This is a genomic window from Brasilonema angustatum (assembly GCF_059505445.1).
Genome location: NZ_JCACKO010000135.1, coordinates 76,874 through 103,086, shown reverse-complemented (window position 1 = coordinate 103,086; position 26,213 = coordinate 76,874). Strand labels below are relative to the sequence as shown.

General features: G+C 43.5%; 23 protein-coding genes. 11 read left to right on the top strand and 12 right to left on the bottom strand.

The window, feature by feature from the left end; genetic code table 11:
* Positions 1 to 258: 258 nt before the first annotated feature.
* Positions 259 to 561: a LysR family transcriptional regulator substrate-binding protein gene (locus AC5JM2_RS24530; protein ID WP_495837425.1), complete on the bottom strand. Its 303-nt coding sequence runs from the start codon at positions 559 to 561 to the stop codon at positions 259 to 261.
* The gene (locus AC5JM2_RS24525; RefSeq protein WP_495837424.1) at positions 515 to 940 is read right to left on the bottom strand and encodes a LysR family transcriptional regulator; all 426 of its coding nucleotides are present in this window, start codon (positions 938 to 940) and stop codon (positions 515 to 517) included. The genes AC5JM2_RS24530 and AC5JM2_RS24525 overlap by 47 nt, the downstream gene beginning before the upstream one ends.
* A gap of 203 nt (positions 941 to 1,143) precedes the next feature.
* Between AC5JM2_RS24525 and AC5JM2_RS24520 the strand changes: the two genes are divergently transcribed.
* Positions 1,144 to 1,992 (top strand): class I SAM-dependent methyltransferase, encoded by an 849-nt coding sequence (locus tag AC5JM2_RS24520; protein WP_495837423.1) that lies wholly within the window; start codon positions 1,144 to 1,146, stop codon positions 1,990 to 1,992.
* A 104-nt stretch (positions 1,993 to 2,096) separates the two neighbouring features.
* Here AC5JM2_RS24520 and asnS read toward each other — a convergent pair whose 3' ends face one another.
* Positions 2,097 to 3,488 carry an asparagine--tRNA ligase gene (gene asnS, locus AC5JM2_RS24515; RefSeq protein WP_495837422.1) on the bottom strand — a complete coding sequence of 464 codons (1,392 nt, stop codon included), beginning with the start codon at positions 3,486 to 3,488 and terminating at the stop codon, positions 2,097 to 2,099.
* Position 3,489: 1 nt separating this feature from the next.
* Positions 3,490 to 3,855, bottom strand: coding sequence for a sll0565 family protein (locus AC5JM2_RS24510; RefSeq protein WP_495837489.1), 366 nt, complete (start codon positions 3,853 to 3,855; stop codon positions 3,490 to 3,492).
* Between the two features lie 165 nt (positions 3,856 to 4,020).
* Between AC5JM2_RS24510 and AC5JM2_RS24505 the strand changes: the two genes are divergently transcribed.
* Positions 4,021 to 4,305, top strand: coding sequence for a DUF6439 family protein (locus AC5JM2_RS24505; protein WP_495837488.1), 285 nt, complete (start codon positions 4,021 to 4,023; stop codon positions 4,303 to 4,305).
* Positions 4,306 to 4,367: 62 nt separating this feature from the next.
* On the opposite strand, the gene AC5JM2_RS24500 is transcribed toward AC5JM2_RS24505, so the two are convergent.
* Both AC5JM2_RS24500 and rlmD read right to left on the bottom strand, forming a co-directional pair.
* Positions 4,368 to 4,823: an ATP-binding protein gene (locus tag AC5JM2_RS24500; protein ID WP_495837421.1), complete on the bottom strand. Its 456-nt coding sequence runs from the start codon at positions 4,821 to 4,823 to the stop codon at positions 4,368 to 4,370.
* A 396-nt stretch (positions 4,824 to 5,219) separates the two neighbouring features.
* On the bottom strand, positions 5,220 to 6,617 hold the full coding sequence (gene rlmD, locus AC5JM2_RS24495; RefSeq protein ID WP_495837420.1) for a 23S rRNA (uracil(1939)-C(5))-methyltransferase RlmD: 1,398 nt from the start codon (positions 6,615 to 6,617) through the stop codon (positions 5,220 to 5,222).
* A 217-nt stretch (positions 6,618 to 6,834) separates the two neighbouring features.
* Between rlmD and AC5JM2_RS24490 the strand changes: the two genes are divergently transcribed.
* The 3 genes from AC5JM2_RS24490 to purF all read left to right on the top strand — a co-directional run bounded on the left by AC5JM2_RS24490 (position 6,835) and on the right by purF (position 12,821).
* Complete coding sequence (locus AC5JM2_RS24490) at positions 6,835 to 7,320, top strand: allophycocyanin (protein WP_495837419.1); 486 nt, start codon at positions 6,835 to 6,837, stop codon at positions 7,318 to 7,320.
* Between the two features lie 1,490 nt (positions 7,321 to 8,810).
* Positions 8,811 to 11,177 (top strand): phosphoribosylformylglycinamidine synthase subunit PurL, encoded by a 2,367-nt coding sequence (gene purL, locus AC5JM2_RS24485; protein ID WP_495837418.1) that lies wholly within the window; start codon positions 8,811 to 8,813, stop codon positions 11,175 to 11,177.
* 147 nt (positions 11,178 to 11,324) lie between these two features.
* Complete coding sequence (gene purF, locus AC5JM2_RS24480) at positions 11,325 to 12,821, top strand: amidophosphoribosyltransferase (protein ID WP_495837417.1); 1,497 nt, start codon at positions 11,325 to 11,327, stop codon at positions 12,819 to 12,821.
* A 41-nt stretch (positions 12,822 to 12,862) separates the two neighbouring features.
* On the opposite strand, the gene AC5JM2_RS24475 is transcribed toward purF, so the two are convergent.
* From AC5JM2_RS24475 to AC5JM2_RS24465, 3 genes are all read right to left on the bottom strand, one after another.
* The gene (locus AC5JM2_RS24475) at positions 12,863 to 13,144 is read right to left on the bottom strand and encodes a hypothetical protein (RefSeq protein ID WP_495837416.1); all 282 of its coding nucleotides are present in this window, start codon (positions 13,142 to 13,144) and stop codon (positions 12,863 to 12,865) included.
* Positions 13,145 to 13,249: 105 nt separating this feature from the next.
* The gene (locus AC5JM2_RS24470) at positions 13,250 to 14,296 is read right to left on the bottom strand and encodes an ABC transporter permease (RefSeq protein ID WP_495837415.1); all 1,047 of its coding nucleotides are present in this window, start codon (positions 14,294 to 14,296) and stop codon (positions 13,250 to 13,252) included.
* A gap of 292 nt (positions 14,297 to 14,588) precedes the next feature.
* Positions 14,589 to 15,107, bottom strand: a complete 519-nt coding sequence (locus AC5JM2_RS24465; RefSeq protein WP_210612571.1) for an adenine phosphoribosyltransferase — start codon at positions 15,105 to 15,107, stop codon at positions 14,589 to 14,591.
* A 386-nt stretch (positions 15,108 to 15,493) separates the two neighbouring features.
* On the opposite strand from AC5JM2_RS24465, the gene AC5JM2_RS24460 reads away from it, so the two are divergent.
* Positions 15,494 to 16,120 carry a DUF3038 domain-containing protein gene (locus AC5JM2_RS24460; protein ID WP_495837414.1) on the top strand — a complete coding sequence of 209 codons (627 nt, stop codon included), beginning with the start codon at positions 15,494 to 15,496 and terminating at the stop codon, positions 16,118 to 16,120.
* Positions 16,117 to 17,610 carry a DUF4335 domain-containing protein gene (locus tag AC5JM2_RS24455; protein WP_495837413.1) on the top strand — a complete coding sequence of 498 codons (1,494 nt, stop codon included), beginning with the start codon at positions 16,117 to 16,119 and terminating at the stop codon, positions 17,608 to 17,610. Before AC5JM2_RS24460 ends, AC5JM2_RS24455 begins: the two co-directional genes overlap by 4 nt.
* Before the next feature lie 52 nt (positions 17,611 to 17,662).
* Here the strand turns inward: AC5JM2_RS24455 and AC5JM2_RS24450 are convergent, their stop codons facing one another.
* Complete coding sequence (locus AC5JM2_RS24450) at positions 17,663 to 19,933, bottom strand: transglycosylase domain-containing protein (RefSeq protein ID WP_495837412.1); 2,271 nt, start codon at positions 19,931 to 19,933, stop codon at positions 17,663 to 17,665.
* A gap of 449 nt (positions 19,934 to 20,382) precedes the next feature.
* On the opposite strand from AC5JM2_RS24450, the gene AC5JM2_RS24445 reads away from it, so the two are divergent.
* Positions 20,383 to 21,039, top strand: coding sequence for a hypothetical protein (locus tag AC5JM2_RS24445; RefSeq protein ID WP_495837411.1), 657 nt, complete (start codon positions 20,383 to 20,385; stop codon positions 21,037 to 21,039).
* Between the two features lie 145 nt (positions 21,040 to 21,184).
* Here AC5JM2_RS24445 and lspA read toward each other — a convergent pair whose 3' ends face one another.
* Both lspA and AC5JM2_RS24435 read right to left on the bottom strand, forming a co-directional pair.
* Positions 21,185 to 21,658: a signal peptidase II gene (lspA, locus tag AC5JM2_RS24440; RefSeq protein WP_495837410.1), complete on the bottom strand. Its 474-nt coding sequence runs from the start codon at positions 21,656 to 21,658 to the stop codon at positions 21,185 to 21,187.
* A gap of 347 nt (positions 21,659 to 22,005) precedes the next feature.
* The gene (locus AC5JM2_RS24435; protein ID WP_495837409.1) at positions 22,006 to 22,593 is read right to left on the bottom strand and encodes a biotin transporter BioY; all 588 of its coding nucleotides are present in this window, start codon (positions 22,591 to 22,593) and stop codon (positions 22,006 to 22,008) included.
* Between the two features lie 421 nt (positions 22,594 to 23,014).
* Here AC5JM2_RS24435 and pstS point away from each other — a divergent pair, with 421 nt between their 5' ends.
* The 3 genes from pstS (at position 23,015) to pstA (ending at position 26,180) form a co-directional block, all read left to right on the top strand.
* Positions 23,015 to 24,199, top strand: coding sequence for a phosphate ABC transporter substrate-binding protein PstS (gene pstS, locus AC5JM2_RS24430; protein ID WP_495837408.1), 1,185 nt, complete (start codon positions 23,015 to 23,017; stop codon positions 24,197 to 24,199).
* Positions 24,200 to 24,322: 123 nt separating this feature from the next.
* Positions 24,323 to 25,267, top strand: coding sequence for a phosphate ABC transporter permease subunit PstC (gene pstC / locus AC5JM2_RS24425; protein WP_495837407.1), 945 nt, complete (start codon positions 24,323 to 24,325; stop codon positions 25,265 to 25,267).
* 19 nt (positions 25,268 to 25,286) lie between these two features.
* On the top strand, positions 25,287 to 26,180 hold the full coding sequence (gene pstA, locus AC5JM2_RS24420; protein ID WP_495837406.1) for a phosphate ABC transporter permease PstA: 894 nt from the start codon (positions 25,287 to 25,289) through the stop codon (positions 26,178 to 26,180).
* The last annotated feature ends 33 nt before the right edge of the window (positions 26,181 to 26,213 follow it).

The window sequence follows — 26,213 nt, the reverse complement described above, 5'->3', positions numbered from 1 at the left end:
GCTTACACCACGGCACTTCGCCGCTCTTGATCGCGTAGGCGTGCAGGAGATACGGTATGCTACGCGAACAGCCCAAGGATGAAAATTACTTGAATAATTGCTGCTTGTTTCGATCTAGTTTAAGGTGTAGCAGTTATGCCAAATACATCAACCAACTTTGAGAACGTCCAGAAAAGCAAAGACACCTCTGGGCAATAAAGCATTTCCAAGGATAGCAACTCCAATAATTCTATCTAACGGTACTGGTAAACTCCTCGTTTATATGGGTTCTGGTATAGGTTCAGCTGCTAATCGAGCCATTACAGCTGCCCCCAATCCTTGCTTAACCATACTCAGAATCGTCGAATCTTCTCTCACCTCGTAGTCAACTTTGAGAGTTTGACCAAATTTTAAAAAATGAGCTTGGACAGTCTTGTTGTGCTGAGGACTGCGGATATTCACAATCATCGGATACCTTGCTAGCTGTTCCCAACTAATACCATTTAACGAAATCCCTGATACAAATGATTGGTTTCTAATTCTTTCCCCCTGCTCCCTGCTCGGGTGCTCCCTGCTCCCCATTTGTATCAACCTTAAAGTGAAACGGTATAAGCGACTCATTAGGAGCTATGGACTTGGGAGGTAGCAGCGCTACAAACTCATCTCGGAATAACTCCCGTGTGTCAAACTCTGTTGTCGTCGGTAATAACGTGAAGCCAACGTCCGCGTGATTTTCTCGCAAAGCCTGTTCTACTTCTGCATAGCGATCATATTCGGTTATCACCACACTAATCTTTGGAAACTTCTCGCGAAAACGAGCAATCACCTCTGGTAGCACGTGAGTTGCAATGCTGCGAACACAAGCAACCCGCACCTGTCCAGCCTGTAATCCTTTTTCCAGGTTGGCTTTTTCCTGAATCACTTCTAATAAATGCAAAATTTGACGCGCCTCCTGAATCACCTGCTCTCCAACTGGTGTTATACCATTTCACGAAATCCCTGATACAAATGATTGGTTTTTAATTCTTTCCCCCTACTCCCTGCCCCCTGCTCCCTGCTCGGGTGCCCCCTGCTCCCCATTTGTATCAACCTTAAAGTGAAACGATATTACCGCTATAGGCAGTTTAATAAATAATGAAACAGCTTTTGTAATCAGCAAACACGATGTCGGATTTATCTGAGTTACACAACCTGCTTTCAGATGAGGCGTTAACCCATTACGCCAGTGGTCAAGAGCAAGAACGGTTATCAAGAGGTACTGGTTCGCTTGAGTTAGCCCGAACCCAAGAACTTCTGAGTCGCTACCTACCCCCTCCACCCGCTGTGATTTTCGATGTTGGCGGCGGTTCTGGTATCTATTCTTATTGGCTTGCTCAACAGGGCTATGAAGTTCATCTCATTGATGCAGTTCCTTTGCATATAGAGCAAGCCCAGCGTTTTTCTCAAGCTCAACCGAATTATCCTCTGGCTAGTTTGGCAGTTGGTGATGCTCGTCAACTTAATCGGGCGGATGATAGCGTTGATGCTGTTCTTTTACTTGGACCTTTATATCACTTGACTGAGCGCACACAGCGTTTGGCTGCTTTGCGTGAAGCTTATCGTATTTTAAAAACTGGAGGTCTTGTCTTCGCGGTTGGAATTTCTCGCTTTGCTTCAACCTTAGATGGATTACTTCAGGGATATTTGGATGATCCAGAGTTTGTGGGGATTGTTCAACGGGCTCTGGCTGATGGTCAACACCGCAACCCAAACAACCATCCTGGTTACTTTACAACAGCCTTCTTTCATCATCCTGAAGAACTTAAAGCAGAGGTTGAAGAAGCGGGTTTACATTATGAAAGAACGTTAGCGATCGAAGGACCAGGCTGGTTACTACAAAACTTCTCGGAACACTGGAATGAACTAGGTCGTCGTCAACGCCTTTTAGAAGCCATCCGTTGGCTAGAAAGCGAACCCTCAATGTTGGGGATGAGCGCTCACATTATGACTGTTGCCTGCAAAAATGCGGTCTAACACTACACTTCTATGCTGATTAGTGGCGAGATAACAATATTCCTCACCAGTGATCCCCAACTAAAAAGAAACCCGATTTGATCATAAATCGGGTTTTTTAATATCTAAAACTCAGCACTTTCCGGCGTGCGTGGAAACGGGATCACATCTCTAATGTTTCCCATCCCCGTCATAAATTGCACAAGTCGTTCAAAACCCAACCCAAAACCAGCATGGGGGACAGTTCCAAAGCGACGCAAATCCAGATACCACCACAAATCTTCTGGTTTCATTCCTTGAGCTTGTATGCGACGCTCCAGGACATCTAATCGTTCTTCTCTTTGAGAACCGCCGATAATTTCACCGATTTTGGGACCCAGAATATCCATTGCAGAAACAGTTTTTTCGTCCTCATCTAAGCGCATATAAAAGGCTTTGATTTGCGCTGGGTAATTGCTAACGATAACCGGCTTCTTGAAAAGTTGTTCGCAAAGATAGCGCTCGTGTTCTGATTGTAAATCTAAGCCCCAGTTGACAGGATATTCAAACTGAACATCAGCTTTTTCTAACAGTTTGACGGCTTCTGTGTAAGTTATGCGCTCAAATTTATTATTAATAATGTTGTCTGCCGTTGCCAATACAGTATTATCAATACGCTGATTGAAAAATTCCATGTCTTCCTGGCAAGTTTCTAGTACATATTTGAAAATATGTTTGAGAAACGCCTCGGCTAAATCCATATCTCCCTTGAGATCGCAGAAAGCCATCTCTGGTTCTACCATCCAAAATTCAGCTAAGTGGCGGGAGGTGTTAGAGTTTTCTGCACGGAAGGTAGGACCAAAAGTATAGACGTTCGTAAACGCCATCGCCATAACTTCGGCTTCAAGTTGACCGCTGACTGTTAAATATGTCGGTTTACTAAAAAAGTCTTTACTATAATCTATAGCTTGGGTTTGTGTGCGGGGAACATTTTTGAGATCCAAACTAGTTACACTGAAAAGTTCACCAGCACCTTCGCAGTCATTAGCGGTGATGATGGGAGTGTGTACCCACAAAAAGCCGCGTTCTTGGAAGAATTGATGAATGGCGGTAGCGCAGGCGTTTCTAACTCGGAAAACTGCGCCAAAGGAATTGGTGCGCGATCGCAAATGTCCTATAGTTCGCAAAAACTCAAAGGAATGGCGTTTCTTTTGCAGCGGATATGTTTCGGGATCAGCTTCCCCAAAGACTTTTATCTTGTCTGTTTTCAACTCGATCCGCTGTCCTTTCCCAACAGAAGCCACCAACACTCCAGCCACTTCCACGGAAGCACCTGTATTCAGCTTTTTTAAAATATCATCGTAGTCTGGTAAATCCTCATTGAGTACCACTTGCAAACTCGCCAAACATGAGCCATCATTTACTTCTATAAAAGAAAATCCTTTTAACTCTCGTTTTGTGCGAACCCAGCCTTGAACTGCTACAAATTCATCAGGTTCACCACTTCGTAATATTTCTGCAATCCGCCGATTTTCCATATCATCCAGCAACAGACTTTAATAACCAGCCTATGATAACGCCCAAACCACCAAAGCGGATGGCTTGCCAAAAAGGTTCTTTAAGGCTATCCCAGGAAAATAATTGACTTTCTAAGTTAAGTTCAAGTTCTTCCAACTGTTGTTGAATTTGCTTTAACTCGGCTTTTACATTTGGTAATTTACTGTGGCGCGATCGTTGGAGACGTTGTTGCAATTCTCTTCGACTGGCTTTGTCTGCTTGCACTTGATTGTAGCGTTCCTTTAAAGCAACAAGCGCACGCTCCACTTTCAAAAGTTCTTGTTCAAATTCTGGATCTTGATTTTCTTCTCCAAATGGGATATCAGATGATTGTTTAGGCGGCTTCATGTACAAATTAATAGACATCATACTTGCACCCTCCGGGTGCAAGATGTCCGTTTTAACAATTTCGGCTATTAGACTATAAATTTATTTCCGGGTGGTTGTGCATAGAATGAAATAGCCCCAGACTCTTATGTACAACTTCAGTACTCAGCACTCATGTCTGATATTATGTCGAAATCAACCCAGCTACCTAAAGCTAGTCAACTCAATCAGTTTAGCAGCTTGGAACTAGCCCAAGCCCTGATGGAGAAGCTGAGCATCTCTCCTAACGATTGGCATCGTCTCAAGTCTAACCGCAATGTTCGCGCAAGTGAACAAGTGGCAGCCGCTGTTGTGTTTCTTCTTAAAGATGAACCACAAGAAGCTTTACTCAGACTACAGCAAGCAACTGGTTGGTTGGATCGCTCTATTTCTGCTCCACCTTGTCCAACTCACGGCGATCAAAAGAAATAGGGCAAGATAAGGAGGATAAGCCAGATTTTGAAAGTTCACTTCCTCCTCTGGCTTATCCGTCTTCAGCGTCGCAAAGCAAGCCGGTTTCGATTTTCTATTTGTTTACAAAGCCTCAACTCTGTACCTTTACTGTTCCATTGAACCTGATCAAAAATTTGATGAAGAATAGACATACCACGACCATTTTCTGACTCATCGGGTGGTAAATATTCTGTGGGATCGATATCAACGTCGCTAGTAAAACATGGTGTAAAACCGCTACCTTGGTCTGATATGACCCACCAATACTGATTATCAATTAAGGAAAAGCGAACAACAACCCTTTTCCCAGGATCTAGATTGTTACCGTGTTTGGCTGCGTTTACCAGAGCTTCTTGAAGTCCTAGCCGCAGTTCTGCTTGTAATTTGCCCGGAATTTCTGCCAAAAGCAAATCTAGTATCGGACAGAGGTACAAAGTTGAGGCAAAACTAATTGTACCCCAATTACGCCCTGTAGGACGAAGCGAGATAGTGATCACAATAGAAACCCCGTAGCTTTCAGAGTTAGCTAGACATCAGTTTGCTGTCACAGGCACCCTGATAGAATTTGAGGTGGTTATGTTGCCTTCAAACTTTCGTCTTCACAACTAAATTTTGAAAATGCTAGGGAGCATTAACTCTCCTTTTTGACATAGAGTCACTTACAGAAAAAACGGCTTATTTGCAACTGTTTCAACAGTAAGCAACTGATATGTTTTTTAGTGAAAAGAGTACGTTAATACTCTTTTACGCCAATTCGCATTTTAGACAGCTCGTTTCATATTTTTCGGAGAGTTTTTGCAACGTCAATCTCTTTACACAAAAGGAATTATATATTTATCTTAATAGTATTATAGCATTCTGACGATGCATTGGGCGACAAATTTTTATTTCACCTAAGTTGTAAATGAGTTAGTACCTTTGTCCAATTGTGAGAGGACAAGAAATGCGGCAGCTTCCACATGAGCGGTTTGCCCAAAAAAATCAGCCGGTTGTACCCGTGTGAGACTATATACCCCGTTTTGACAAAGTAATTTGAGGTCACGAGCAAGGGTAGCGACTTTACAACTGATGTAAACAATACGTCGGGGTTTAGATTTGAGTAAAGTTTCAATTACAGTGCGATCGCATCCCTTACGTGGTGGATCAAGCAGAACAATGTCTGGCAAAATTTCTATCTCAGGAAGTAATTTCTCCACAGCCCCAGTCTGAAAAATGACATTTGAAATCTCATTATGCTTTGCATTTAAAATTGCTTGTTCTACTGCCTCAGGTTGCAATTCTAACCCGATTGCTTTTTTAACTTGTTTGGCAAGTGGCAATGTCAACGTCCCAATACCACAATAAGTATCAAGTAACACCTCAGAACCTTGTAAATTGAGTTCTGATTTAATGACCTGCAACAATGCTTCTGCAGTCTCCGTATTTACTTGGAAAAATGTATCTGGTCGTACTTGGAATTCTAGTCCGGCAAATTTTTCTCTTAAGTAAGAATGCCCAGCAATGCAATGAGTTTCCCGTCCAAAAATGGCATTAGTACGGTTTGGGTTGCGGTTCAAACAAACCCCCACTAACTGGGGATAGCGCTTTAACCATTCGAGTGCTTGGTCTTGAATTCCGTCTAAATTCGGGTCCTTAACCACCAAAGTTAGTAAAATTTCCCCTGTGCGGCGACCAATGCGTAAACTAAGATGACGTACAACACCTGTGTGGCGCTGTTCGTTGTAAACTTGCCAACCCCGCTTTTGGATGTCCTGTTTAACTTCCAACAGCAAAGGATTTAATCTTGGATCTTGTACAGGACATTGGTTCAAGTTAATCAATTGGTGGCTACCTTTTTGGTAGTAACCAGCTTGAACCGTAAGAGTGGCAGATAATCCCACAGGATAAGTCGCTTTGTTACGGTAGCCCAAACATTCAGCAGTCGAAAGCACTGGATCTACCGGTGGTTGGACAAAACCGCCAATACGTTCCAAAGCCTGGATAACTTGATTTTGCTTTGCTAGCAACTGGTACTGATAATCAATATGCTGCCATTGACAACCACCACATTTATCAGCCACGATACAGCTAGGTCGGACGCGGTAGGGCGATGATTTGAGAAGTTGTTTGAGTTTAGCGTGAGCGTAGTTGGGTTTAACGTGTACCAAAAAGACAACAGCGCGATCGCCCGGTACAGTGTCGCTTACAAATACGATCCTTTCTTGCCAACGCCCCACACCATCACCTGCATCATTCAAATCCACAATATCAACGTCAATTAATTCACCCTGTTTCCAAGTTTTTTTAGTCATTAGTCATTCGTTTTTGATCAATAGCCGCCACTGCAAGGCAGTGAAACCACCCTCGGGGCATAGTTTCCAGGGGCGGCGCAAGTCCGCAACAACTCTTGGTACCCAAGTGTCTTCCGCTGGGAAAGCGATCACATTGTTTCGTTGTCCTCTCTTCACTTGTGTCCTCAACACTCGTTAAACTAGCAAATAATAATTAATTCATGTCATTGCAATAATCATGACTGTAGTAAGCCAAGTTATTCTCCAAGCCGACGACGAACTGCGTTATCCTAGCAGTGGCGAGCTCAACAATATCAAAGACTATTTGCAAACCGGCGAGCAACGGATACGAATTGTCTCAACCTTAGCCGAAAATGAAAAAAAGATAGTTCAAGAAGCTACTAAACAGCTTTGGCAGAAGCGTCCGGATTTTATCTCACCTGGGGGCAATGCATACGGGCAAAGACAACGTGCTTTATGTGTACGTGACTACGGTTGGTACTTACGCCTAATCACTTACGGCATACTAGCAGGTGACAAACAACCAATTGAAGATATTGGTTTAATTGGTGTCAGGGAAATGTACAATTCCCTCGGCGTTCCCGTACCTGGAATGGTAGAAGCAATCAACTGTCTGAAAAAAGCCTCCCTTAACTTACTGAATGCAGAAGACGCGGCTGAAACAGCCCCCTACTTTGACTACATCATTCAAGCGATGTCTTAAGACAAAGTTAGTGAGACTTCTTTGAGTGGATTTGCGGACTACAAATTTAGAATGCAGTCAACTACCCCTCAATGTCAATAATACCCATATACTGATCATACCCTCCCCACACTAGATAGTGGCTACGGCACAACTTGTGTCAAGTTACTAACAGGTTGTGGGGAAATTTTATTTGATAGTCAAGAGTCATTTGTTACTACTTTTATTTTCCTATTTCCCTATTTCCCCTGATATACAAAAAGCCGGCAGTCTTTTTGTGAAAGCTGTCGGCGTTTAGTGTGTTCCCTATTAATGACTCGGCTAGAGTTCAGTTATTAGTATTATGTCTATTCATTTATATAAAAAATAGGATCTCAATCATCAGCATCAGTGATTTTCATCACAAAATTATTTCTAATAAACTGCATAGACAGATAAAAACGCAAAATTTCATCTTTTAATAACTAAAAAATTAAGCTATAACCAGCATAGCCTTTTACCTAAGAAGCAGCCAGTTTCTGGAGAATCAGAAACAATATTTGGCTCAATAAATTATTTTATACACATAGTAGATATTTCAGGAGCATCCCAAATGTGTAACTTGCGCTTCACATAGGAAGCCAAGTTAGTACAGCGCGACATTTATGAACAGATAAAAAATAGATTATATAAGGATTACAGCCTTACCTGGAGTAACGCCTTGGCTGACAGTCTAAGTGCTTTTTTGCACTAGTACAACAAGGAAAAAGTGAAAACAAAGAATACTTGTATTGTTAAATTTTTACTTGTTTAAAATGGTCGCTCTCTTTCCACATTTAACGTACACTAGTACATTGGCGAGCCAGCCATGTCAATAAATGGGTTTTCCGTCTATTGGTAAATTTTATTAGAGGAACCTTCAACAGAGAAAGATTCCCCTAACATTTTTTTACAATTCCTTTTGTGAAAAGAACAGACTAAGCCACAAATTCAATCAATTGGGTACGTGGGACAATTGTGTTGAGTAGTAGTTATGACACTACAAAAATCAAATTTTGTTAACTAATACAAGTATGATTGCCTATGAAAAAACTGATGATTTTAACAATTTCGAACTTGTTTTATCATCACTTTAGATACGCGTATTGTATATGGCAAAACTCATTTATCACACTTGACTTAGTTAATATTAATCGTATGAAAGGATCTCTCTTCTTCAAATAGTGAAAACACTTATTTGGTTTTTCGGAAACTTAAAGTGCCTATAAAAAATTACGTGTTTATACAGTTGACCGAAAACCTCTATCATGAACAGAGTTCAGCTAAATGTAAGCACTTGGACAGAAAAAACGAGCCCCTTCGTAGCAATATTAATTTGTCACCTGTTGCAATTAACTTCAGCAAGAATAACGATTGCAGCAGAACAAAGCACGCAGCATCTTACTTGAAAAAATAGAAAACCATTTACGTGGATACCTACGGGGCACTTAAATCGCTAAAATAATGCTCTGTCCCCTTGCTGCATTATTACCATGATCCCCATTTCCGATGCTCCTTTTTCTCCTGAAGAAATCGCAGCTGTTGGTTTGAAGCTAGAAGAATATGAAGAAATTGTCAGGCGTCTGGGGCGTCATCCCAACAAAGCGGAACTGGGAATGTTTGGGGTGATGTGGTCAGAACATTGCTGTTATAAGAATTCCCGTCCGTTACTCAAACAGTTTCCCACAACAGGATCCCGCATTCTTGTTGGACCTGGTGAAAATGCTGGTGTTGTAGATTTGGGCGATGGTCTGCGACTTGCGTTTAAGATTGAGTCACACAACCATCCATCAGCGGTTGAACCTTTTCAAGGAGCTGCCACAGGAGTAGGAGGTATCTTAAGAGATATTTTTACAATGGGTGCGCGTCCCATTGCCGTGTTAAATTCTCTGCGCTTTGGTTCTCTAGACGATGCGAAAACCCAAAGGCTTTTTAGTGGCGTTGTTGCTGGTATCTCCCATTACGGAAATTGCGTAGGTGTCCCCACTGTCGGCGGTGAAGTTTACTTTGATCGGGCTTACTCTGATAACCCTTTGGTGAATGTGATGGCGCTGGGATTGATGGAAACGCCAGAAATTGTTAAATCTGGGGCGTCTGGTATAGGTAACCCCGTGCTTTATGTTGGTTCTACGACTGGACGTGATGGTATGGGAGGTGCAAGTTTTGCCAGTGCAGAACTTAGTGATGAGTCTATGGACGATCGCCCAGCGGTACAAGTGGGCGATCCTTTTTTGGAGAAGTCGTTAATTGAAGCTTGTTTGGAGGCGTTTAAAACAGGTGCAGTCGTCGCCGCACAGGATATGGGGGCTGCGGGTATTACCTGTTCTACCTCAGAAATGGCTGCAAAAGGCGATGTGGGCATCGAATTCGATTTAGACAAAATTCCTGTACGGGAAGCAGGAATGGTTCCCTACGAATATTTGCTTTCCGAATCTCAAGAACGGATGTTGTTTGTTGCACACAAGGGACGCGAACAAGAGTTAATTGACATTTTCCATCGATGGGGACTGCAGGCAGTTGTTGCAGGTTCTGTTATTGCTGAACCCATTGTCCGGATTTTATTCCAGGGTGAAGTTGCTGCAGAAATTCCTGCAACGGCGTTGGCAGAAAATACCCCACTATATCACCGGGAATTGTTGGCCCAACCACCGGAATATGCACAAAAAGCTTGGGAATGGACTCCTGATTCTCTGCCTAAGAGTACATCTGCTGGTATAGAAATTCAAGGACGCTTGCAAAGTTGGAATGACATTCTGTTGACTTTGCTGGATACTCCTAGCATTGCGTCAAAACGTTGGGTATATCGTCAATACGACCATCAGGTGCAGAATAACACCGTTATGTTGCCAGGTGGTGCAGATGCTTCTGTGATTCGCTTGCGTCCACAGTTGGGCGAGGATGAGGAAATAGTCTCCAGTGTCAAAAGCGCTGTAGCGGCTACGGTTGATTGCAATCCCCGTTATGTTTATCTTGATCCCTATGAGGGAGCTAAAGCAGTTGTCGCAGAAGCAGCACGAAATCTTAGCTGTGTAGGTGCTGAACCTTTAGCGGTTACTGATAACCTGAATTTTGGCAGTCCAGAAAAACCTATTGGTTACTGGCAATTAGCAGAAGCTTGTCGTGGTTTGGCTGAAGGTTGTCGAGAAATGACAACTCCAGTGACGGGGGGAAATGTCTCTCTTTACAATGAAACTCTCGATTCTCAAGGCAAGCCACAACCAATCTATCCTACCCCTGTTGTTGGTATGGTAGGCTTAATCCCTGATTTGACCAAGATTTGTGGTCAAGCTTGGCAAGTGAATGGTGATTTGATTTATTTGTTGGGTGAACTTTCTTCCCACTCAACGCTAGGCGGTTCGGAATATTTAGCCACTATCCACAACACTGTTGCTGGAAAACCGCCACGAGTTGATTTTGAATTGGAACGCCAAGTACAACAAGTCTGTCGCGAGGGAATTCGCAAAGGTTGGGTACGTTCGGCTCATGATTGTGCTGAGGGTGGAGTCGCCGTTGCTCTGGCAGAATGTTGTATAACTGGCAAATTTGGTGCCCAAATCCAATTAGAGTTACCAGCAGATAACAACCAACGTTGGGATGAAGTTCTTTTTGGTGAAGGTGGCGCACGAATTGTAGTCTCTGTTGGAAGAGAACAACAAAAAACTTGGGAGAGTCTTTTAACAGAACAACTAGGTCATCATTGGCAAAAACTTGGTACGGTTGAAAATTCCGAAATAGGTTTGCGAATCTTAACAACTGGCAATCACACTTTAATAAAAGTTACAATTGAGGAAGTGAGCGATCGCTATCTAAACGCAATTCAAAGCCGTTTGACCATTCATAACACGACTTCTAATTCATAGATAGCATTTCCTTATTCAAGACACTGGCGTTGATAGGCATAATTGCGGTACTGTGTTAATGGATGGTTAAGAATTATTAAAATTATCTGCAACTGTCCTTAGAAATATTGTTTGTGACTTGACATCCTCATCAGGAGCACAGCTGCCATGATTCCTCACCAACCCGACTCTTTGGATGACTCTCAATTGCCTAATAACTCAGTCAATGACCATGAAAATCGTCCAGATAAGCCAGAAGAAGCTTGCGGTGTTTTTGGTATCTACGCACCAGGAGAAGACGTTGCCAAACTAACATACTTTGGATTGTACGCCCTCCAGCACCGGGGTCAAGAATCGGCTGGTATTGCCACATTTGAGGGTGAACGAGTCAAGTTACACAAAGACATGGGGTTGGTGTCCCAAGTCTTTAATGAATCAATCTTGGAAAACTTGCCTGGAACTATAGCTGTTGGTCACACTCGTTATTCAACCACGGGTTCTAGCCGCAAAGTGAACGCTCAACCTGCTGTTGTGGAAACTCGCTTGGGAACTGTCGCTTTAGCACATAATGGAAATTTAGTCAATACTGTGCCGCTACGAGAGGAGTTGTTGAAGAACAACTGCAACTTAGTTAGCACCACTGACTCAGAAATGATTGCTTTTGCCATTGCTGAAGAAATCAACGCTGGTGCAGATTGGCAAGAAGGCTGCATGCGGGCTTTTCACCGCTGCCAAGGAGCTTTTAGCTTAGTTATTGGTACATCACAAGGTATAATGGGCGTTCGCGACCCCAATGGTATTCGTCCCCTTGTGATTGGTACCTTGGGTGATAATCCAGTTCGCTATGTTCTCTCCTCTGAAACTTGTGGTTTAGACATCATTGGTGCACAATACCTGCGAGATGTGGAACCAGGTGAAATGGTTTGGATTACGGAAGTTGGTTTAACTTCGTTTCAATGGAGTCAAAAGTGCAAGAGAAAGATGTGCATTTTTGAGATGATTTACTTTGCTCGTCCTGATAGCGTGATGCACAACGAAAGTTTGTACACCTATCGGATGCGTATAGGACGGCGACTGGCTCAAGAATCTCCGGCTGATGCTGATTTGGTGATTGGTGTCCCTGATTCTGGAATTCCCGCTGCTATAGGCTACTCTCAAGCTTCTGGCATTCCTTATGCGGAAGGATTGATTAAGAACCGCTATGTGGGGCGTACTTTTATTCAGCCAACACAGAGTATGCGAGAATCAGGTATCCGCATGAAACTCAACCCTCTCAAAGATGTGCTATTTGGTAAACGCGTGATCATTGTAGATGATTCCATTGTGCGGGGAACTACCAGCCGTAAGTTAGTTAAAGCCTTGCGTGAAGCAGGTGCGCTGGAAGTGCATATGCGGATTTCCTCTCCACCAGTAACTCATCCCTGCTTTTATGGTATTGATACTGATACCCAAGACCAACTGATTGCTGCTACTACCTCAGTAGAAGAAATTGCCAAGCAACTAGAAGTAGATAGCCTTGCCTATCTCACTAGGGAAGGAATGCTAAAGTCAACACGAGAAGATCCAGAAAGCTTTTGTTGTGCTTGCTTCACTGGAGACTACCCAGTTTCTGTTCCCGAACAAGTGAAGCGTTCTAAATTGATATTGGAGAAAGTATCTGTTTAGGGATTTTAGGTTTTGAACCGCAGAAAAAGTTTCTCTGCGGTTTAGTTTTGTTGCAAAAATTCAATTTTTGGTAATAATGGGTCAGAAACAATACCCACGCCACTAAAACCCCAGCGTTTCAGCAAAGGTCCTATTTGAGAGCCAGCAACAGATTCTACAGCAAAGCGGTTTGCCACCTCACCAGCATGAGTGTTGAGGTAGCTGAGGGCATCAAAGTGTTCGCGAAACAACAGTAAAAAACCATTAGCTTTACGGTCGGAACGAGCCACCAGATAACGACCATCAGCTTGCGATCGCACCAGATAATAAACTTCAGAAAACATAGTTATCAGTCATTAGTCACTAGTCATTAGTCAGTAGTTTTGTACCAATAACTAATGACGAAGGACGCTCAATATGAGTGTACCATTCCTTTGATTTAAAATGATTTAATTGAGATTTTCTAAACGAATGCGAGGATCACTCACCTTCAGTAACAAATCCGCTATCAAATTACCAATACTCAGTAGTACAGCGCTGATAACCAAACTTGCCATCACCAAATATAAATCTTGAGCCTGCACCGCTTGTAAAGTCAATCTTCCTAAACCAGGCCAATTGAAGAAAAATTCTGCAATAAATGCACCACCCAATAAACCTGCTAATTCAAAACCTAACAAAGTAATCAAAGGGTTGATTGCATTGCGCAAAGCATGAACATAAATAACACGGTTTTCTGGCAGTCCTTTGGCACGAGCTGTTTGAATATAATCTTGACGTAGCACATCCAATAATTCACCACGAGTAATACGCTGTAAGCCAGCAAAGCTGGTGACACTCAAAGCAATCGTGGGTAAAATCATGTGCCAGCCAATATCTAAGATTTGACCAAACCAATTGAGTTCATTGTGATTAATACTAGTCATGTCACCCACTGGAAAAATGGGTGAGAGGTTTTGGGCTAAAATCAGCAACAATAAAGCTGTGATGAAACTGGGAAACCCTTGTCCAGCATAACTAATTACCTGCAAAATGCGGTCAACCAACTGATTTTGTTTCACAGCCGCGACTATCCCCAAAGGGATGGCGATCGCCCAGGTTACAATCAAAGAAGACACTGCCAACAGCAAAGTGGCAGGTACCCGTTCCCACAACAGCGACCCCACTGACCGCTGGTAAACAAAGCTTGTGCCAAAATCCCCCTGTGTTATGATTCGCCACAGCCAAAGTCCAAATTGCTCTGGCCAAGATTTATCCAGACCAAACTGTCGTCTGAGTTCCTCAATTCTTTCTGGAGAAATCTTTGGGTTTTGCCGTAGCGTATCTACATAGTCTCCTGGAGCAAGTTGAATAATGATAAACGACAACGCCGACGCTAAGAACAAAGTCAACAGCGCCTGCAATAGCCGCTTGGTGACATAAATAAAACTTTCGCTCGTGACTAACCTTAAAAGCCAGTCACGGCTTGCATCCAAGGAAATTCGTGTAGTAGTCATTAGTCATTAGTCATTACTTGTTAGTCAACAGTCAATAGTGAGCAGCGCGGTCTTGGGGGTTTCCCCCATGAGCGACTGGTGAGACAGCGCTGCAGGAGGGTCTCCCGACCTAGGCGACTGCGAACCCGAAGGGCGAACCCGTAAGGGTCAAAAAAATTTTGGAATCTAGACTATTAACTTAGCAGTACATTAAGGCGGGAGTCATCTGCTCGTTAGAAGGACACAAAAATTTTATGTGGTTAACTTTTGCGCCTTCAGCAAAGCTGCTAATTGAGCCTCCTGCCGAATTGTACTAGTATTCTACAAGGGTGACGATGGGCACATCTGGCAGATGTTTTCGTCCTTGTAAATCATGTAGCTCGATAATAAACCCAAAACCTTCAAGTTTGCAGCCAATTTTTTGGACTAATTTTGCCGTTGCACTTGCAGTTCCACCCGTTGCGAGCAGGTCGTCTATAATCAAAACTCGGCTTCCTGCATGCAAAGCGTCTTGGTGGACTTCCAAACAATCAGTACCGTACTCCAGTGCGTACTCAATTGAGTGGACTGCTGCTGGTAATTTACCACGTTTACGAACAGGAATAAAACCAGTTCCTAACTGATAAGCAAGTGGTGCGCCAACAATAAAGCCCCGTGACTCTATTCCCACTATGTATTCTGCCGTCAATCCAGCATCTTTTATTTTTTGTGCAAACAGGTCAACCGTGTAGCGCAATCCCTCAGGGTCGCGCAGCAGCGTAGTGATATCGCGAAATAAAATTCCCGGTTTAGGAAAATCTGGAATGTCACGAATCAGAGACTTTAAATTCATAAAATAGAGAAAAGTTTTAGTTCCAGCAGTACAAGCTACAACCACTATCGCCCGATTGCAAGCTTTCGGTTCAACAGGAGGTATATACCGGAAAAATCGTACACTAAAATGTCATACGCTTGGTATGAGACCTCAAAAAAGTCTATCCATTGACGATTATTGGAATCTACACCAAGCTATGGATATAAGGATATAACCAGTCAGCTAAGAGAACTTAAAATTTATAAACTTTAATGAAAAGCAATGCGGAAACCTTTGTGTCAAAAGAGTAAGTAATGTATGTATCAGGCAAACTTGCCAATAATGCTATCAGTCTGATTTATTGACTGGTAATCTATTTTAAATTAGTTTTACTCAGTTTGTTGCAACCGTTAATGGTATCTATAATGAATATTTCTGCTAGTATCACACCAATTAACAGTCCAACTCCCCAGTCTGTGCCGATGATTCTGGACTCTTTACCCCAACCAGTAGTTGAAGGACAGGGATGTCCTCGTAGAGCTAGGTTGCAAATAGATCTTATGCTACTGGCAATTGAAGCGCTAGAGCTTGGTGGCTCTGAAGCTATTTTGGCATTTGCTGAAGAATTGGATCTTAAAGGAATTGTTAAAAACCGGGTCAATTTATGGCAAATGCGTAATACCAACCCCATGCGACGAGCACATATCCGCCGTCCTCTGTCTATCATGGAAGCAAAAGCTTTAGTGGTTATTGGTTGCTACATTGCGCGACGCTTAACTGTTGTCATTCGCCAGTTGCTAGCGATACATCAACAAATGGTTGAAAAACAGCTTCCACTGGAACAGAATTTACGTCTATCTAACTACTTAGAGCGCTTTAGAAGCCACTTTAAGAGCCGAATGAATACTCGACGTTCTGGTGTTTTAGCGTTAAATTCCGAGGAAAAATTAAATGATCTAGCTATAACTTTGTTGGAACAATTATTATTTTGTACTGGTACAGCTGGAATGCAGCGGTTCTGGATTAGTCTTTTTGACGGTGAGGTGGAATGAATATTCAACGTAAGTATAGTTTACCGAATTGCACACTACTGCTGGAGGGTTTAAGTGATGCCTCAAGGGCAGCGCATTTTCAGGAACTGCGGCCAGAATTATCTATATTGGTAAATGCAGAATGCTATATATCTGGCTACACTAGACCACTAAGTGGAGGGCGAGAATTTTTTGAAAGTTTGCTTAGGGGAGTCAGTGCATATGCTCAAGAATTTTTGAGTAGTGTGCCACATGCCGATGCGCATAACACTGAGTCAGAGTTAGTGCAGTTCCAGAAAATTGGCAATAACCAACATAGATTAATTGTGCATTCTGATGCAGCAGCAGATGGAATAGAGTCTTACTCCAACAATGGAAACCAGCGAATACAAGTCGATTTGAACACGGTGCAGTTCTTCGATTTAGTCGAAGCGATAGACCAGTTTTTCGCAGACAGTCAAACTTTACCAGAATTAACATTACAATTACAACCAGTTGCCAGACGTCATGGCGGTGTCAGTCAAGCTGTGATCAAGCAGGCAGTGCCTGCGAGTGTGGGAGTGACGAGTTTGGCAGCAGCAGCTGTTGCTTTTACCATGATTCCAGCTCCACAAGTTCGCTCGCCCCAAGCGAACACACAGCAAAATATCAATCAAACTACTAATGTCAATAGTCCTTCAACGGCGTCTGTTACTCCTACACCAACTGCTAATGAACAGATAGCCGCAAATCCTACATTTACGCCCACAACAGCTTCTTCCTCAGTAGTGCTAAATTCTACTGCAGCAACTCCCACACCAGGTGCACCACCTGTTACCAAGGATTTAGAAGTACTTTTAAATACATCTGGAGAAATCACAGATGCATCTCAACTGCGTGTCTTGAACCGTGAATTATATAACAAAATTAATCCAAGTTGGGACAAACGCTCAGGACTAGGTCAGGATTTGGTATATCGTGTGGGAGTTGGTGCAGATGGTGCAATTGTTGGATATAAAGCTGTAAATAAGCAAGCAAATGATGCTGTCGAGAAAACTCCTTTAGCAAGCTTACTTAACAATCCGGCAAATCGCACTTCTGCTAAAAACGAAGCGATCGCCCAATATAGAGTGGTCTTTACGACAACAGGTGTGCTACAGGTTAGCCCTTGGCGGGGATACACCAAAAGGCCAGATGTTGTTGGTACAAAAATTACAGACCCTAACGCAGTCAAGGATTTGAAGCAAAAGCTTTCTAACACTATCCGCCAAAATTGGAGTAGTTCTTCTACTTTTGCACAAGATTTGAGATACCGGGTAGCAGTTAATAAAGATGGCGTTATTGCCGACTACGAACCACTCAACCAACCAGCCGTTGACTATTATCGGGCAACACCCCTTCCTAAAATGTTTCAAGATGTCTACGGCTCAAACTTGGCTCCTCCAAATAAGAAAGAACCTCTTGCACACTACCAGGTGCTGTTTAAGCCTAACGGTAGCCTGGAGGTTCTTCCCTGGCGAGGATATCGGTAGATTGTTAGGAGTCAGGCTCCAAAAATTGGTGAATTCTCTGTTCTGACTCCTTTTACTTGGTAATTTTGCCCATGTATTTTCCCCATAATTCAGCAGCTTGAGCACTACTGCCAGATGTGGGGGCATTATTGTCGTTTCCCAACCAAATACCAGTCACCAGCCGCCGACTAGGAATAAAGCCAATAAACCACAAGTCAACGTTTTTATCTGTTGTACCTGTTTTACCTGCTTCCCCTAGTCCTAGTTGTGCACTTCGACCGGTACCCTTTGCGATCACACCGCGCAGAAGATCAATCATTGTATTGGCAATGTTAGGTTGTAGCACTCGTTTGTTGGCATCCGGATCTTGGTCATAGGAGTACATCACACGGCAAGTTTTCAGATCCTTTGGATCGCGGCAATCACTGCTATCTAGAATCCGGCTAATTGCATGAGGGCGATTCCACACACCCCCATTACCAATAGCGCCAAATGCACCTGTCATTTCCATGACATTCACGACACTTTGACCTATAACTAAGCCAGGAACTGGATCTAGGTCTGACTTCACCCCTAATCGTCGCGCCGTTTTCACGATATTATCTAGCCCAACTTCTTTGGCAATCCTCAATGCGATCGGGTTTTCAGATAATGCTAGCCCTGTGGCAAGATCCAAGCTACCTGCGCTTGTACGACATGGTTTGTAGGTAAAGCCTTGCCAACGAAAAGGAGAGCACGAATATGAATTTCCGGGCGAAATGCCTTGCTCAATAGCAGTTGTGTAAGTAAAGACTTTGAAGGTGGAACCTGGTTGTCTTTTTGATTGAACCGCACGATTGAACTGGCTTGATTTATAATCCTTGCCTCCAATCATTGCCAGGATACTTCCATCGCTGGAATCAAGAGTTAGCATTGCTCCTTGAGAAAAACCAAAAGAGGGCCCTGCGTTGCCAATATGTTTACTCAGTGCTTCTTCTGCTTGTTTTTGAATTGCTGGATCGAGCCGAGTTTCAATAATAAAGTTTCCTTCTGTTGCCAGTTCTTTTCCCAGAATGGCTTCTAGTTCTTGAAAGACATAACTATAAAAATAAGGAGCAGTTGTTTTTGCCTGCCGTTCGCAGACTTTAGAGCTGATTTCAATAGGCGATCGCCTAGCTCGGTTATACTCATCTGGTTTGATTTTGCCTATCTCTAGCATCCGCTTGAGGACTCGATTGCGGTACTCGATAGTTCTTAACTTGTTCTGGTTATCTCCTCCACAAAAATCGAAACCGTTGGGAGCAGGTAAAATTGCCACCAAAGTCGCCGCCTCTGACAGAGTTAGCTCTTTTGCTGACTTGTCAAAGTAATACCGAGAAGCATCCTCGAAACCGGAGGTATCTGCTCCTAAGAAAACCCGATTTAAATAAGTAAGTAAGATGAAATCTTTACTGTAAAACGTTTCTAATTTTAGGGAGACAACCGCTTCTCGAACTTTACGCCCAAGAGAATCTTGCCTGCCAACATAATCGCGGAACAAACTCCTGGCAACTTGTTGCGTGACGGTACTAGCTCCTTGCTGGATATCACCGCTTTTGCTATTTATGAATACGGCTCGTAAAATCCCTAGCGGATCAACTCCAAAGTGCCAGTAATAACGGGTATCTTCAGAAGCAACGACTGCAGTTGGCAAGTAAGGACCAAAATCTTTCAACTGCTTCATATCTATATGAGAAGTCGTCCGAGGTTCGCGTAACTTGGTGACTCCATCACGAGCGTAAACAACTACTGGTGCTCGCGTTGCTCCAGGTAAAGGTTTGACAGAAAATTTCAGCGATTCGACGCCAATAACCAGAGCCATGAGGGCGGTGGCTCCACCCACTCCGTAAGCTGTCCAAGTTGCTGCTCTGACATACCAAGGAGGTGGATCAACGTATTGCACTCTGACTGAGGCGGCGAGTTCTGGAGGTCCAAGAGTGAGAACATCGCCGTGACGTAACTCTAAAGAATTTACCCGACGTTTACCCCGATAAATGCCATTTGTGGAGTTTTCATCTTTAATAACGAAAACAGATTGTCTTTGAGCAGAATCCCGTGAAAGAGACAGGTGAATTTGGCTGACAACTGGGTTACGGACAACAATATCGCAGGATTTGGAACTGCGACCTAGCATGTAGCGATCGCCCAACAACGGATACACCTCCGCCTTATCCGCCCCTGAATCCTGCACCAAAAGTTCTGGTACCTTGGCGTTTGGTTTTAGTGCTAGTTTCGAGAAATCGACTCTCGCTTGAATTGTTTGTACTGCTTGAGTTATTTGACCAAGCAAAGTTTGTGGCTTTTGAGGCGGTTGGGGGGAACTCATCGGCTATTTACACCACATTTATTGGTAAGGAATCGGGCGCATTGCAACCTCGATGCTAGTATTCCACCATTGTAATCATAAGCCTACGAAGACGTTGGCGGCATGGAATTGTTCCCGATTCAATTTGACACTTCAAAAATATATATAAATAATAATTCAACTTATCTTGTTAATTTTCCCACATCATAATCTTGCCATTATTTTTCTTGTTACCTTGTCATGCTTGTTTTGTCTACCTTTACTTTCTTCACATTTTGTGAAGTTGAGACTTCCAATGCTGTATTTTTTCCCTGACTACTTTATTAAAGTAAACAGATAAACCCTATATTGTTAACATATAAGAATTTTAAAAGCAACAATACATATCTTCTTTTAGGATGATTTCTTAAAAGCTCATATTTTGGTTTAATGAGCGGAAGTACTCCGTTGAGGTGTTGAGGTGAAGTAATATGAACGGAAAATATTTGACCCTTATCGGTGCAGCACTAACTCTAGCTTTAACCAGCAACGTTGCTGTTGCCCAGTCAACCAAATTCCTGATAGGTCAATCTAGCGGAGGTCCATCCTCTGGATCATCGGGGGAACTCAAACTTTCACCAAGGGTAAATAAGGAAAAGTTTTGTAAGGATTACCCTCTTAATTCCCGGTGTCAAGGAAGCTCAGCATCTACATCAAGCCCTTCGGGTAGCAGTACTGAAACACCAAAGAAACCTTCTGACAGCGGTACCCCTGGTGGTACAGGAACACCAGGCACTGCACCCGCTGATCCTGGCACAACAGGCACTCCCGGCGGCAGCAACGAAGTCGCGCCGCCTCCTGCTGCTAATCCTACCCCCAGTGGAGATACTAAAACGACTCCTCCTGGTGGTGGTACAGGCGACGTTCCAACGACTCCTCCTGGTGGAACAACAGGTGCTCCTGATAGCAGCACTCCTGGTGGCACAGGTGTACCAGGTACTGGACCTGCTGACCCAGGCACTACAAATACTCCTGGTGGTACAAATGAAATCGCCCCGCCTCCCGCTGGTAACCCTGCTAACCCTGGCAGCACCACTGATCCCAGCACTCCTCCAACTCCCTCTGGACCTCCAGGCTCTGGTAGGTAAAAATAGCCCAGTACAGATGGAGTCAAGAAGCAGTTTTAGCCTTGCCTAACTGTCGTATCTGAAGAAATCTATGCCCTCAGGTGAGAGTCTGGGGTCAAAAAATAAAAAGTCCGTCAGACGGACTTTTTATTTTTTCTTTGACTTTTTACCGTGATCTACGATGTGAAGCGGGTGTTTTTTGAAAGGTAGCAATCAGTAGGCAAATAATACCGATATTAATAAAGACATCTGCCAAGTTAAAAACTGGAAAGTTAATTAGTCGAAAATCCAGAAAATCAACCACGTAGCCATGAACAAACCGGTCAATGCCGTTACCGATGGCTCCCCCTAAAATTAAACCATACCCTAGTTGATCCCAAAAATTCAACACTGCAAACCATGCCAGTGCTATCAATGCTAAACTCACTCCTAAAGATAGCCAGCGTAACCACTCTACTTTCCCTGTGAACAAACTAAAGGCTGCACCAGTGTTGGTAACGTAGGTAAGATGAAATATCCCTGGTAACAGGGCTTGTGTTTGTCCTGAGTTAAAGGTTTGCACCACCCAGTATTTTGTCAGTTGGTCTAAGAGAAAAGCTAAAAAGGCAGCAACCCAGAAGAGGAAATTTTTTACACTCATGGTGAATTAATCATTAGTCATTAGTCATTAGTCATTTGTCAACAGTCATTAGTCAAACAACTCTCGACCCTTACGGGTTCGCCCTATGGCTAACGCCACGCCTTACGGCTATCGGGGAGAACCTTCGGTTCCGCTGCGCGCTAACGCAGTCGCCTACGGAGGGAGAACGCCACATGCTTCAAGCCGGGAAACCCGTCCAACGCAGTGGCTCCCCTCCTGTAGCGCTGTCTCACCAGTCGCTCATGGGGGAAACCCCCAAGACGAGCCACTGCTGCAGGAGGGTTTCCCGACAGAGGCATGTGGCGTCCGCGCTGGCTCACTATTGACTGTTGACTTTGGACTCATGACTAGTAAAACATCAGGTGGCGGAGCACGTATGCTATTACGACGACAGCACAAGCTACGGCTAGTTGTCCAGGGAGTGCAAACCAGGAGTATCTAAGCATAGCTTGCATCAAAGACAGAGTTTCTGTTCCTTGCCATTGCAAAACATAGCTGAGTATCAAATAAGTAATACCGCATAAGTGGACAATTAACAAGCCACAAAAGCAACTAAAGGCAAGAGTTTCTAATCGAGGTCTAGCTTTAAAAGCGAAAAACCCACAAATCCACGCTCCAGGAATAAAACCGATCAAATAACCAAACTGGGATACTTTAACATAACCAATGCCACCACCATCAGCAAATACTGGTAATAATGTTAACCCCATTACTATATACGCAATTTGCGAGAGCGCACCAGCATTCTTACCTCCTAAACAACCAGCTAGCAGCACCCCACCAATTTGATAGGTGACACCTAGAGAAAATGCATGAATTCCATATTGACTCCAACTCAACGGTGAGGTGGCGACATAACCTTCTAAAAAGGTACCACCCATCGTTAGTAATAAGCCAATCATAGACCATAGTAATTGATTGGATGCAGCTAGCATTTATAAAGTACTCATGCAAAGGACTCTCGTACAAATATGTCAATCAATTAAGTATTTTTTTCTTTTATTTCTGTATTATCTTGTTTTTTTATCTCTGTATTTTAACAATTTCAAAACTTTTATTTGAAGACGTTTAGCTGTTTCATAGAACTTTATGATCCCTGAATTGGAAAGACTTCCTAAACGACTATTGTTGTAAACGCGTGTTTTTGCTGAGCTTATACTAAAACAAAGGTACTATTGTATTATTTGTTTTCCGAATTACCGAATTGCACTGAGAAAATTTTTTCGAGTAAAGAATATTATATTTTGCGATATCGGGGTGAGAAAAAGTAGTCATTTGGACAATCTTAACCTTCTCTTTACTTTCGCGCTGTATAGTATGATCGCTTAGCTGGAAAATCACCAAAAAAACATATCCATGCTTTCTCGTTACTCTGTAACTAATATTTCTTGCTTAACAAGAACAGTTTCAGTATTAGCACTGAGTCTTAGCTTAGCTGCTTGCGGTGGTCCGCAAGCGGAAAACGGTAATACCACAAGCGAAGCTCCTGGTGGTGCGGCAAAGGATGCTACTGCTAGTGCTCCTGGAAAACTAGACCTAGGTGGAAAGGTGAGCTTGAATGGGGCTGGTGCCACCTTCCCTGCACCGCTGTACCAAACTTGGTTCCAGGCTTTAAACCAGAAAAATCCCAATCTCCAAGTCAACTATCAACCAGTTGGTAGCGGTGCTGGAATTGAGCAATTTACCAAAGGTCTTGTAGACTTTGGTGCCAGCGACGTCGCGATGACGGATGAAGAAATCAAGAAGGTGCAAAATGGCGTACTTTTGCTACCTATGACCGCTGGTAGCATTGTGCTGGCTTACAACTTGCCTGGTGTAGAGGGACTAAAGCTTACACGGGATGTTTATACCGGTATTTTCTTAGGCACTATCAAGTCTTGGAACGATCCGAAAATTGCTGCTGCTAACCCTGGCGCCAAGCTTCCTAACACGCCAATCACTATTGTGCATCGTGCAGAAGGTAGTGGCACCACAGGTGTGTTTACCCAACACCTGAGTGCAATTAATCCGGAATGGAAATCTAAAGTAGGCAGCGGTAAAACTGTAAACTGGCCCGTAGGGCTTGCTGCTAAGGGCAATGATGGTGTAACTGCCCAAATACAACAAACTCAAGGCTCAATTGGTTACGTCGAGTACGCTTACGCCAAAAATAGTAAACTCAATTTTGCTGCTTTGGAAAATAAAGCTAAGCAATTTGTTGCACCTAGCGATCAATCGGCAGCTAAAACCCTGGAATCAGTAACTTTGCCGGGAAATCTCCGCGCCTTCATTACAGATCCAGACGGTAACGAGTCCTACCCCCTCGTCACCTACACTTGGATTTTGGTTTACAAAAAATATCCAGATGCCATAAAAGCCAAAGCAGTCGAAGCCATGATTGAGTACGGCTTGACTGAAGGTCAGAAAATGGCTATACAACTAGGCTATGTTCCTCTGCCTCAAACCGTGGTAAAAAAAGTGATAGCTGCTGCTGATGCCATCAGCCCAGATTATAAAATTTCTGGGGGTGGTAGTGCTACTGGTGCCAGCGCTAGTAAATAGCACGCTTAGCTTGTCTGCTGTGACTTTTGAATTTTGTTAGCACAGCAGGACGCAGTCCATTTTCAATTTTGAATTCTTTGATGTGGTTCGCTCCCACTTCTTCTGCCATTAATGGGTCTCGTCATGACTACACAAGCCCAAATTCCAATAGTTAAACCACCTTCTCAAGCAGAAAAGTCGCTGGATCGTGGCTTTATTTGGCTGACTCGGCTTTTTGCATTGGGAGTTGCTGCCATCCTAGTATGGATAGCCCTTCAGGTTACGATTCAGGCGTTGCCTGCTATTCAGAAGTATGGTGCTAACTTTATTGTTAACAGCACTTGGAACCCCGTTACAAATGAATACGGGGCATTACCGCAAATTTACGGAACTTTAGTAAGCGCTTTTATTGCTTTACTCATAGCTGTACCAATTGGCGTTGGCACAGCTGTCTTACTGAGCGAAAATTTCTTACCATCAAAATTACGCTTAGTACTGGTCTTCTTGGTAGAACTGCTAGCAGCCATTCCTAGCATTGTGTATGGAATCTGGGGATTTTTTGTTTTGGTCCCCCCGTTAACAAGCCTGGGAAAATTTCTTAATTCTACCTTGGGCTTTTTGCCAATTTTTAGCACTATTCCCGCTGGTCCTAATATGTTGGTCGCTGGAGTCATCCTAGCGATTATGACTTTGCCGATCATCACAGCCATCTCTCGTGATGCTTTGATTTCTTTATCGCCCAGTTTGCGTCAAGCAGCTTTGGGATTAGGAGCAACCCGTTGGGAAACGATTTTAAAAGTTCTTATTCCATCTGCCTTTTCTGGTATTGTGAGTGCTGTGATGCTGGGACTCGGGCGGGCAATGGGAGAAACAATGGCTGTAACCATATTGATTGGAAACGCCAATAACGTTAGCGCCTCGCTATTTGCACCAGGCAATACGATTTCTTCTCTGCTGGCAAGTCAATTCGCAGAAGCCGGCGGACTGCAAGTTTCAGCTTTAATGTACGCAGCGTTAATTCTGTTTGTTTTAACTTTTATTGTCAACATTTTGGCAGAGTTAATAGTACTGCGAGTGAAGCGACTGTAACATTTGGGTATCTTGGAATATGACTTCTAATTTTTCACCGCAGTCCTCTGGTGGATCAGGCCGCACCAATTTGGCTTACTCTCGCTCGTCTCCCCGGACATTGTTTAACACCGTGATGACGGTTTTAGCATTTCTATGCGGGATATTGTCTCTTTTGCCCTTGCTGGCAGTGCTGATTTACGTCCTCTTGCGAGGCTTCAGCAGTTTGAATTTGAACGCATTTACCCAATTACCACCGCCACCTTTCGTACCAGGAGGAGGCTTTGGTCATGCCATTGTCGGAACAATAATAGTAGTAGCACTTGCTGCACTATTTAGCATTCCCTTTGGAGTTTTGGCAGCAATTTATTTGACAGAGTTTAGCTCTGGAAAACTATCTCGCTGGGTTCGGTTTGCTACTAATGTTTTGAGCGGAGTTCCCTCGATTATAGCGGGAGTGTTTGCTTATGGAGTTGTGGTTCTAACCACTGGTACATTCTCAGCGGTAGCTGGAGGAGTCGCTCTGGGAATTTTGATGTTGCCCATTATAGTGCGAACTACTGACGAATCCTTGCAATTAGTATCGCAAGATTTGCGCCAAGCCGCCACCGGGTTAGGAGCAACTAAGTTTCAAACAGTTTCCCAAGTGGTGTTACCAGCAGCAATACCAGCAATTGTCACTGGGGTGACTCTGGCGATCGCTCGTGCTTCTGGAGAAACTGCACCTTTACTGTTTACCGCTCAAGCCTCTCAGTATTGGCCTAGTGGCTTATTTGAACGTACAGCTTCTCTTGCTGTTTTTGTTTACAACTTTGGTACTTCGCCATATGCAAATTTGCAGTCACTAGCTTGGGCGGCAGCTTTGATTTTGGTGTTGTTGGTTCTGCTGACAAATATCATTGCCCGGTGGGCAACTAGTCGCACACTTAAATAGAAAAAGCCAATCGAACACTTAACTAAAATCAAA

Excerpts from the sequence above, each read along its gene's own strand:
- AC5JM2_RS24530 (WP_495837425.1), bottom strand. The coding sequence starts at position 561 with ATGGGGAGCAGGGAGCACCCGAGCAGGGAGCAGGGGGAAAGAATTAGA.
- AC5JM2_RS24520 (WP_495837423.1), top strand. The coding sequence starts at position 1,144 with ATGTCGGATTTATCTGAGTTACACAACCTGCTTTCAGATGAGGCGTTA.
- asnS (WP_495837422.1), bottom strand. The coding sequence starts at position 3,488 with ATGGAAAATCGGCGGATTGCAGAAATATTACGAAGTGGTGAACCTGAT.
- AC5JM2_RS24510 (WP_495837489.1), bottom strand. The coding sequence starts at position 3,855 with ATGAAGCCGCCTAAACAATCATCTGATATCCCATTTGGAGAAGAAAAT.
- AC5JM2_RS24505 (WP_495837488.1), top strand. The coding sequence starts at position 4,021 with ATGTCGAAATCAACCCAGCTACCTAAAGCTAGTCAACTCAATCAGTTT.
- rlmD (WP_495837420.1), bottom strand. The coding sequence starts at position 6,617 with ATGACTAAAAAAACTTGGAAACAGGGTGAATTAATTGACGTTGATATT.
- AC5JM2_RS24490 (WP_495837419.1), top strand. The coding sequence starts at position 6,835 with ATGACTGTAGTAAGCCAAGTTATTCTCCAAGCCGACGACGAACTGCGT.
- purL (WP_495837418.1), top strand. The coding sequence starts at position 8,811 with ATGATCCCCATTTCCGATGCTCCTTTTTCTCCTGAAGAAATCGCAGCT.
- purF (WP_495837417.1), top strand. The coding sequence starts at position 11,325 with ATGATTCCTCACCAACCCGACTCTTTGGATGACTCTCAATTGCCTAAT.
- AC5JM2_RS24475 (WP_495837416.1), bottom strand. The coding sequence starts at position 13,144 with ATGTTTTCTGAAGTTTATTATCTGGTGCGATCGCAAGCTGATGGTCGT.
- AC5JM2_RS24470 (WP_495837415.1), bottom strand. The coding sequence starts at position 14,296 with ATGACTACTACACGAATTTCCTTGGATGCAAGCCGTGACTGGCTTTTA.
- AC5JM2_RS24465 (WP_210612571.1), bottom strand. The coding sequence starts at position 15,107 with ATGAATTTAAAGTCTCTGATTCGTGACATTCCAGATTTTCCTAAACCG.
- AC5JM2_RS24460 (WP_495837414.1), top strand. The coding sequence starts at position 15,494 with ATGAATATTTCTGCTAGTATCACACCAATTAACAGTCCAACTCCCCAG.
- AC5JM2_RS24455 (WP_495837413.1), top strand. The coding sequence starts at position 16,117 with ATGAATATTCAACGTAAGTATAGTTTACCGAATTGCACACTACTGCTG.
- AC5JM2_RS24450 (WP_495837412.1), bottom strand. The coding sequence starts at position 19,933 with ATGAGTTCCCCCCAACCGCCTCAAAAGCCACAAACTTTGCTTGGTCAA.
- AC5JM2_RS24445 (WP_495837411.1), top strand. The coding sequence starts at position 20,383 with ATGAACGGAAAATATTTGACCCTTATCGGTGCAGCACTAACTCTAGCT.
- lspA (WP_495837410.1), bottom strand. The coding sequence starts at position 21,658 with ATGAGTGTAAAAAATTTCCTCTTCTGGGTTGCTGCCTTTTTAGCTTTT.
- AC5JM2_RS24435 (WP_495837409.1), bottom strand. The coding sequence starts at position 22,593 with ATGCTAGCTGCATCCAATCAATTACTATGGTCTATGATTGGCTTATTA.
- pstS (WP_495837408.1), top strand. The coding sequence starts at position 23,015 with ATGCTTTCTCGTTACTCTGTAACTAATATTTCTTGCTTAACAAGAACA.
- pstC (WP_495837407.1), top strand. The coding sequence starts at position 24,323 with ATGACTACACAAGCCCAAATTCCAATAGTTAAACCACCTTCTCAAGCA.
- pstA (WP_495837406.1), top strand. The coding sequence starts at position 25,287 with ATGACTTCTAATTTTTCACCGCAGTCCTCTGGTGGATCAGGCCGCACC.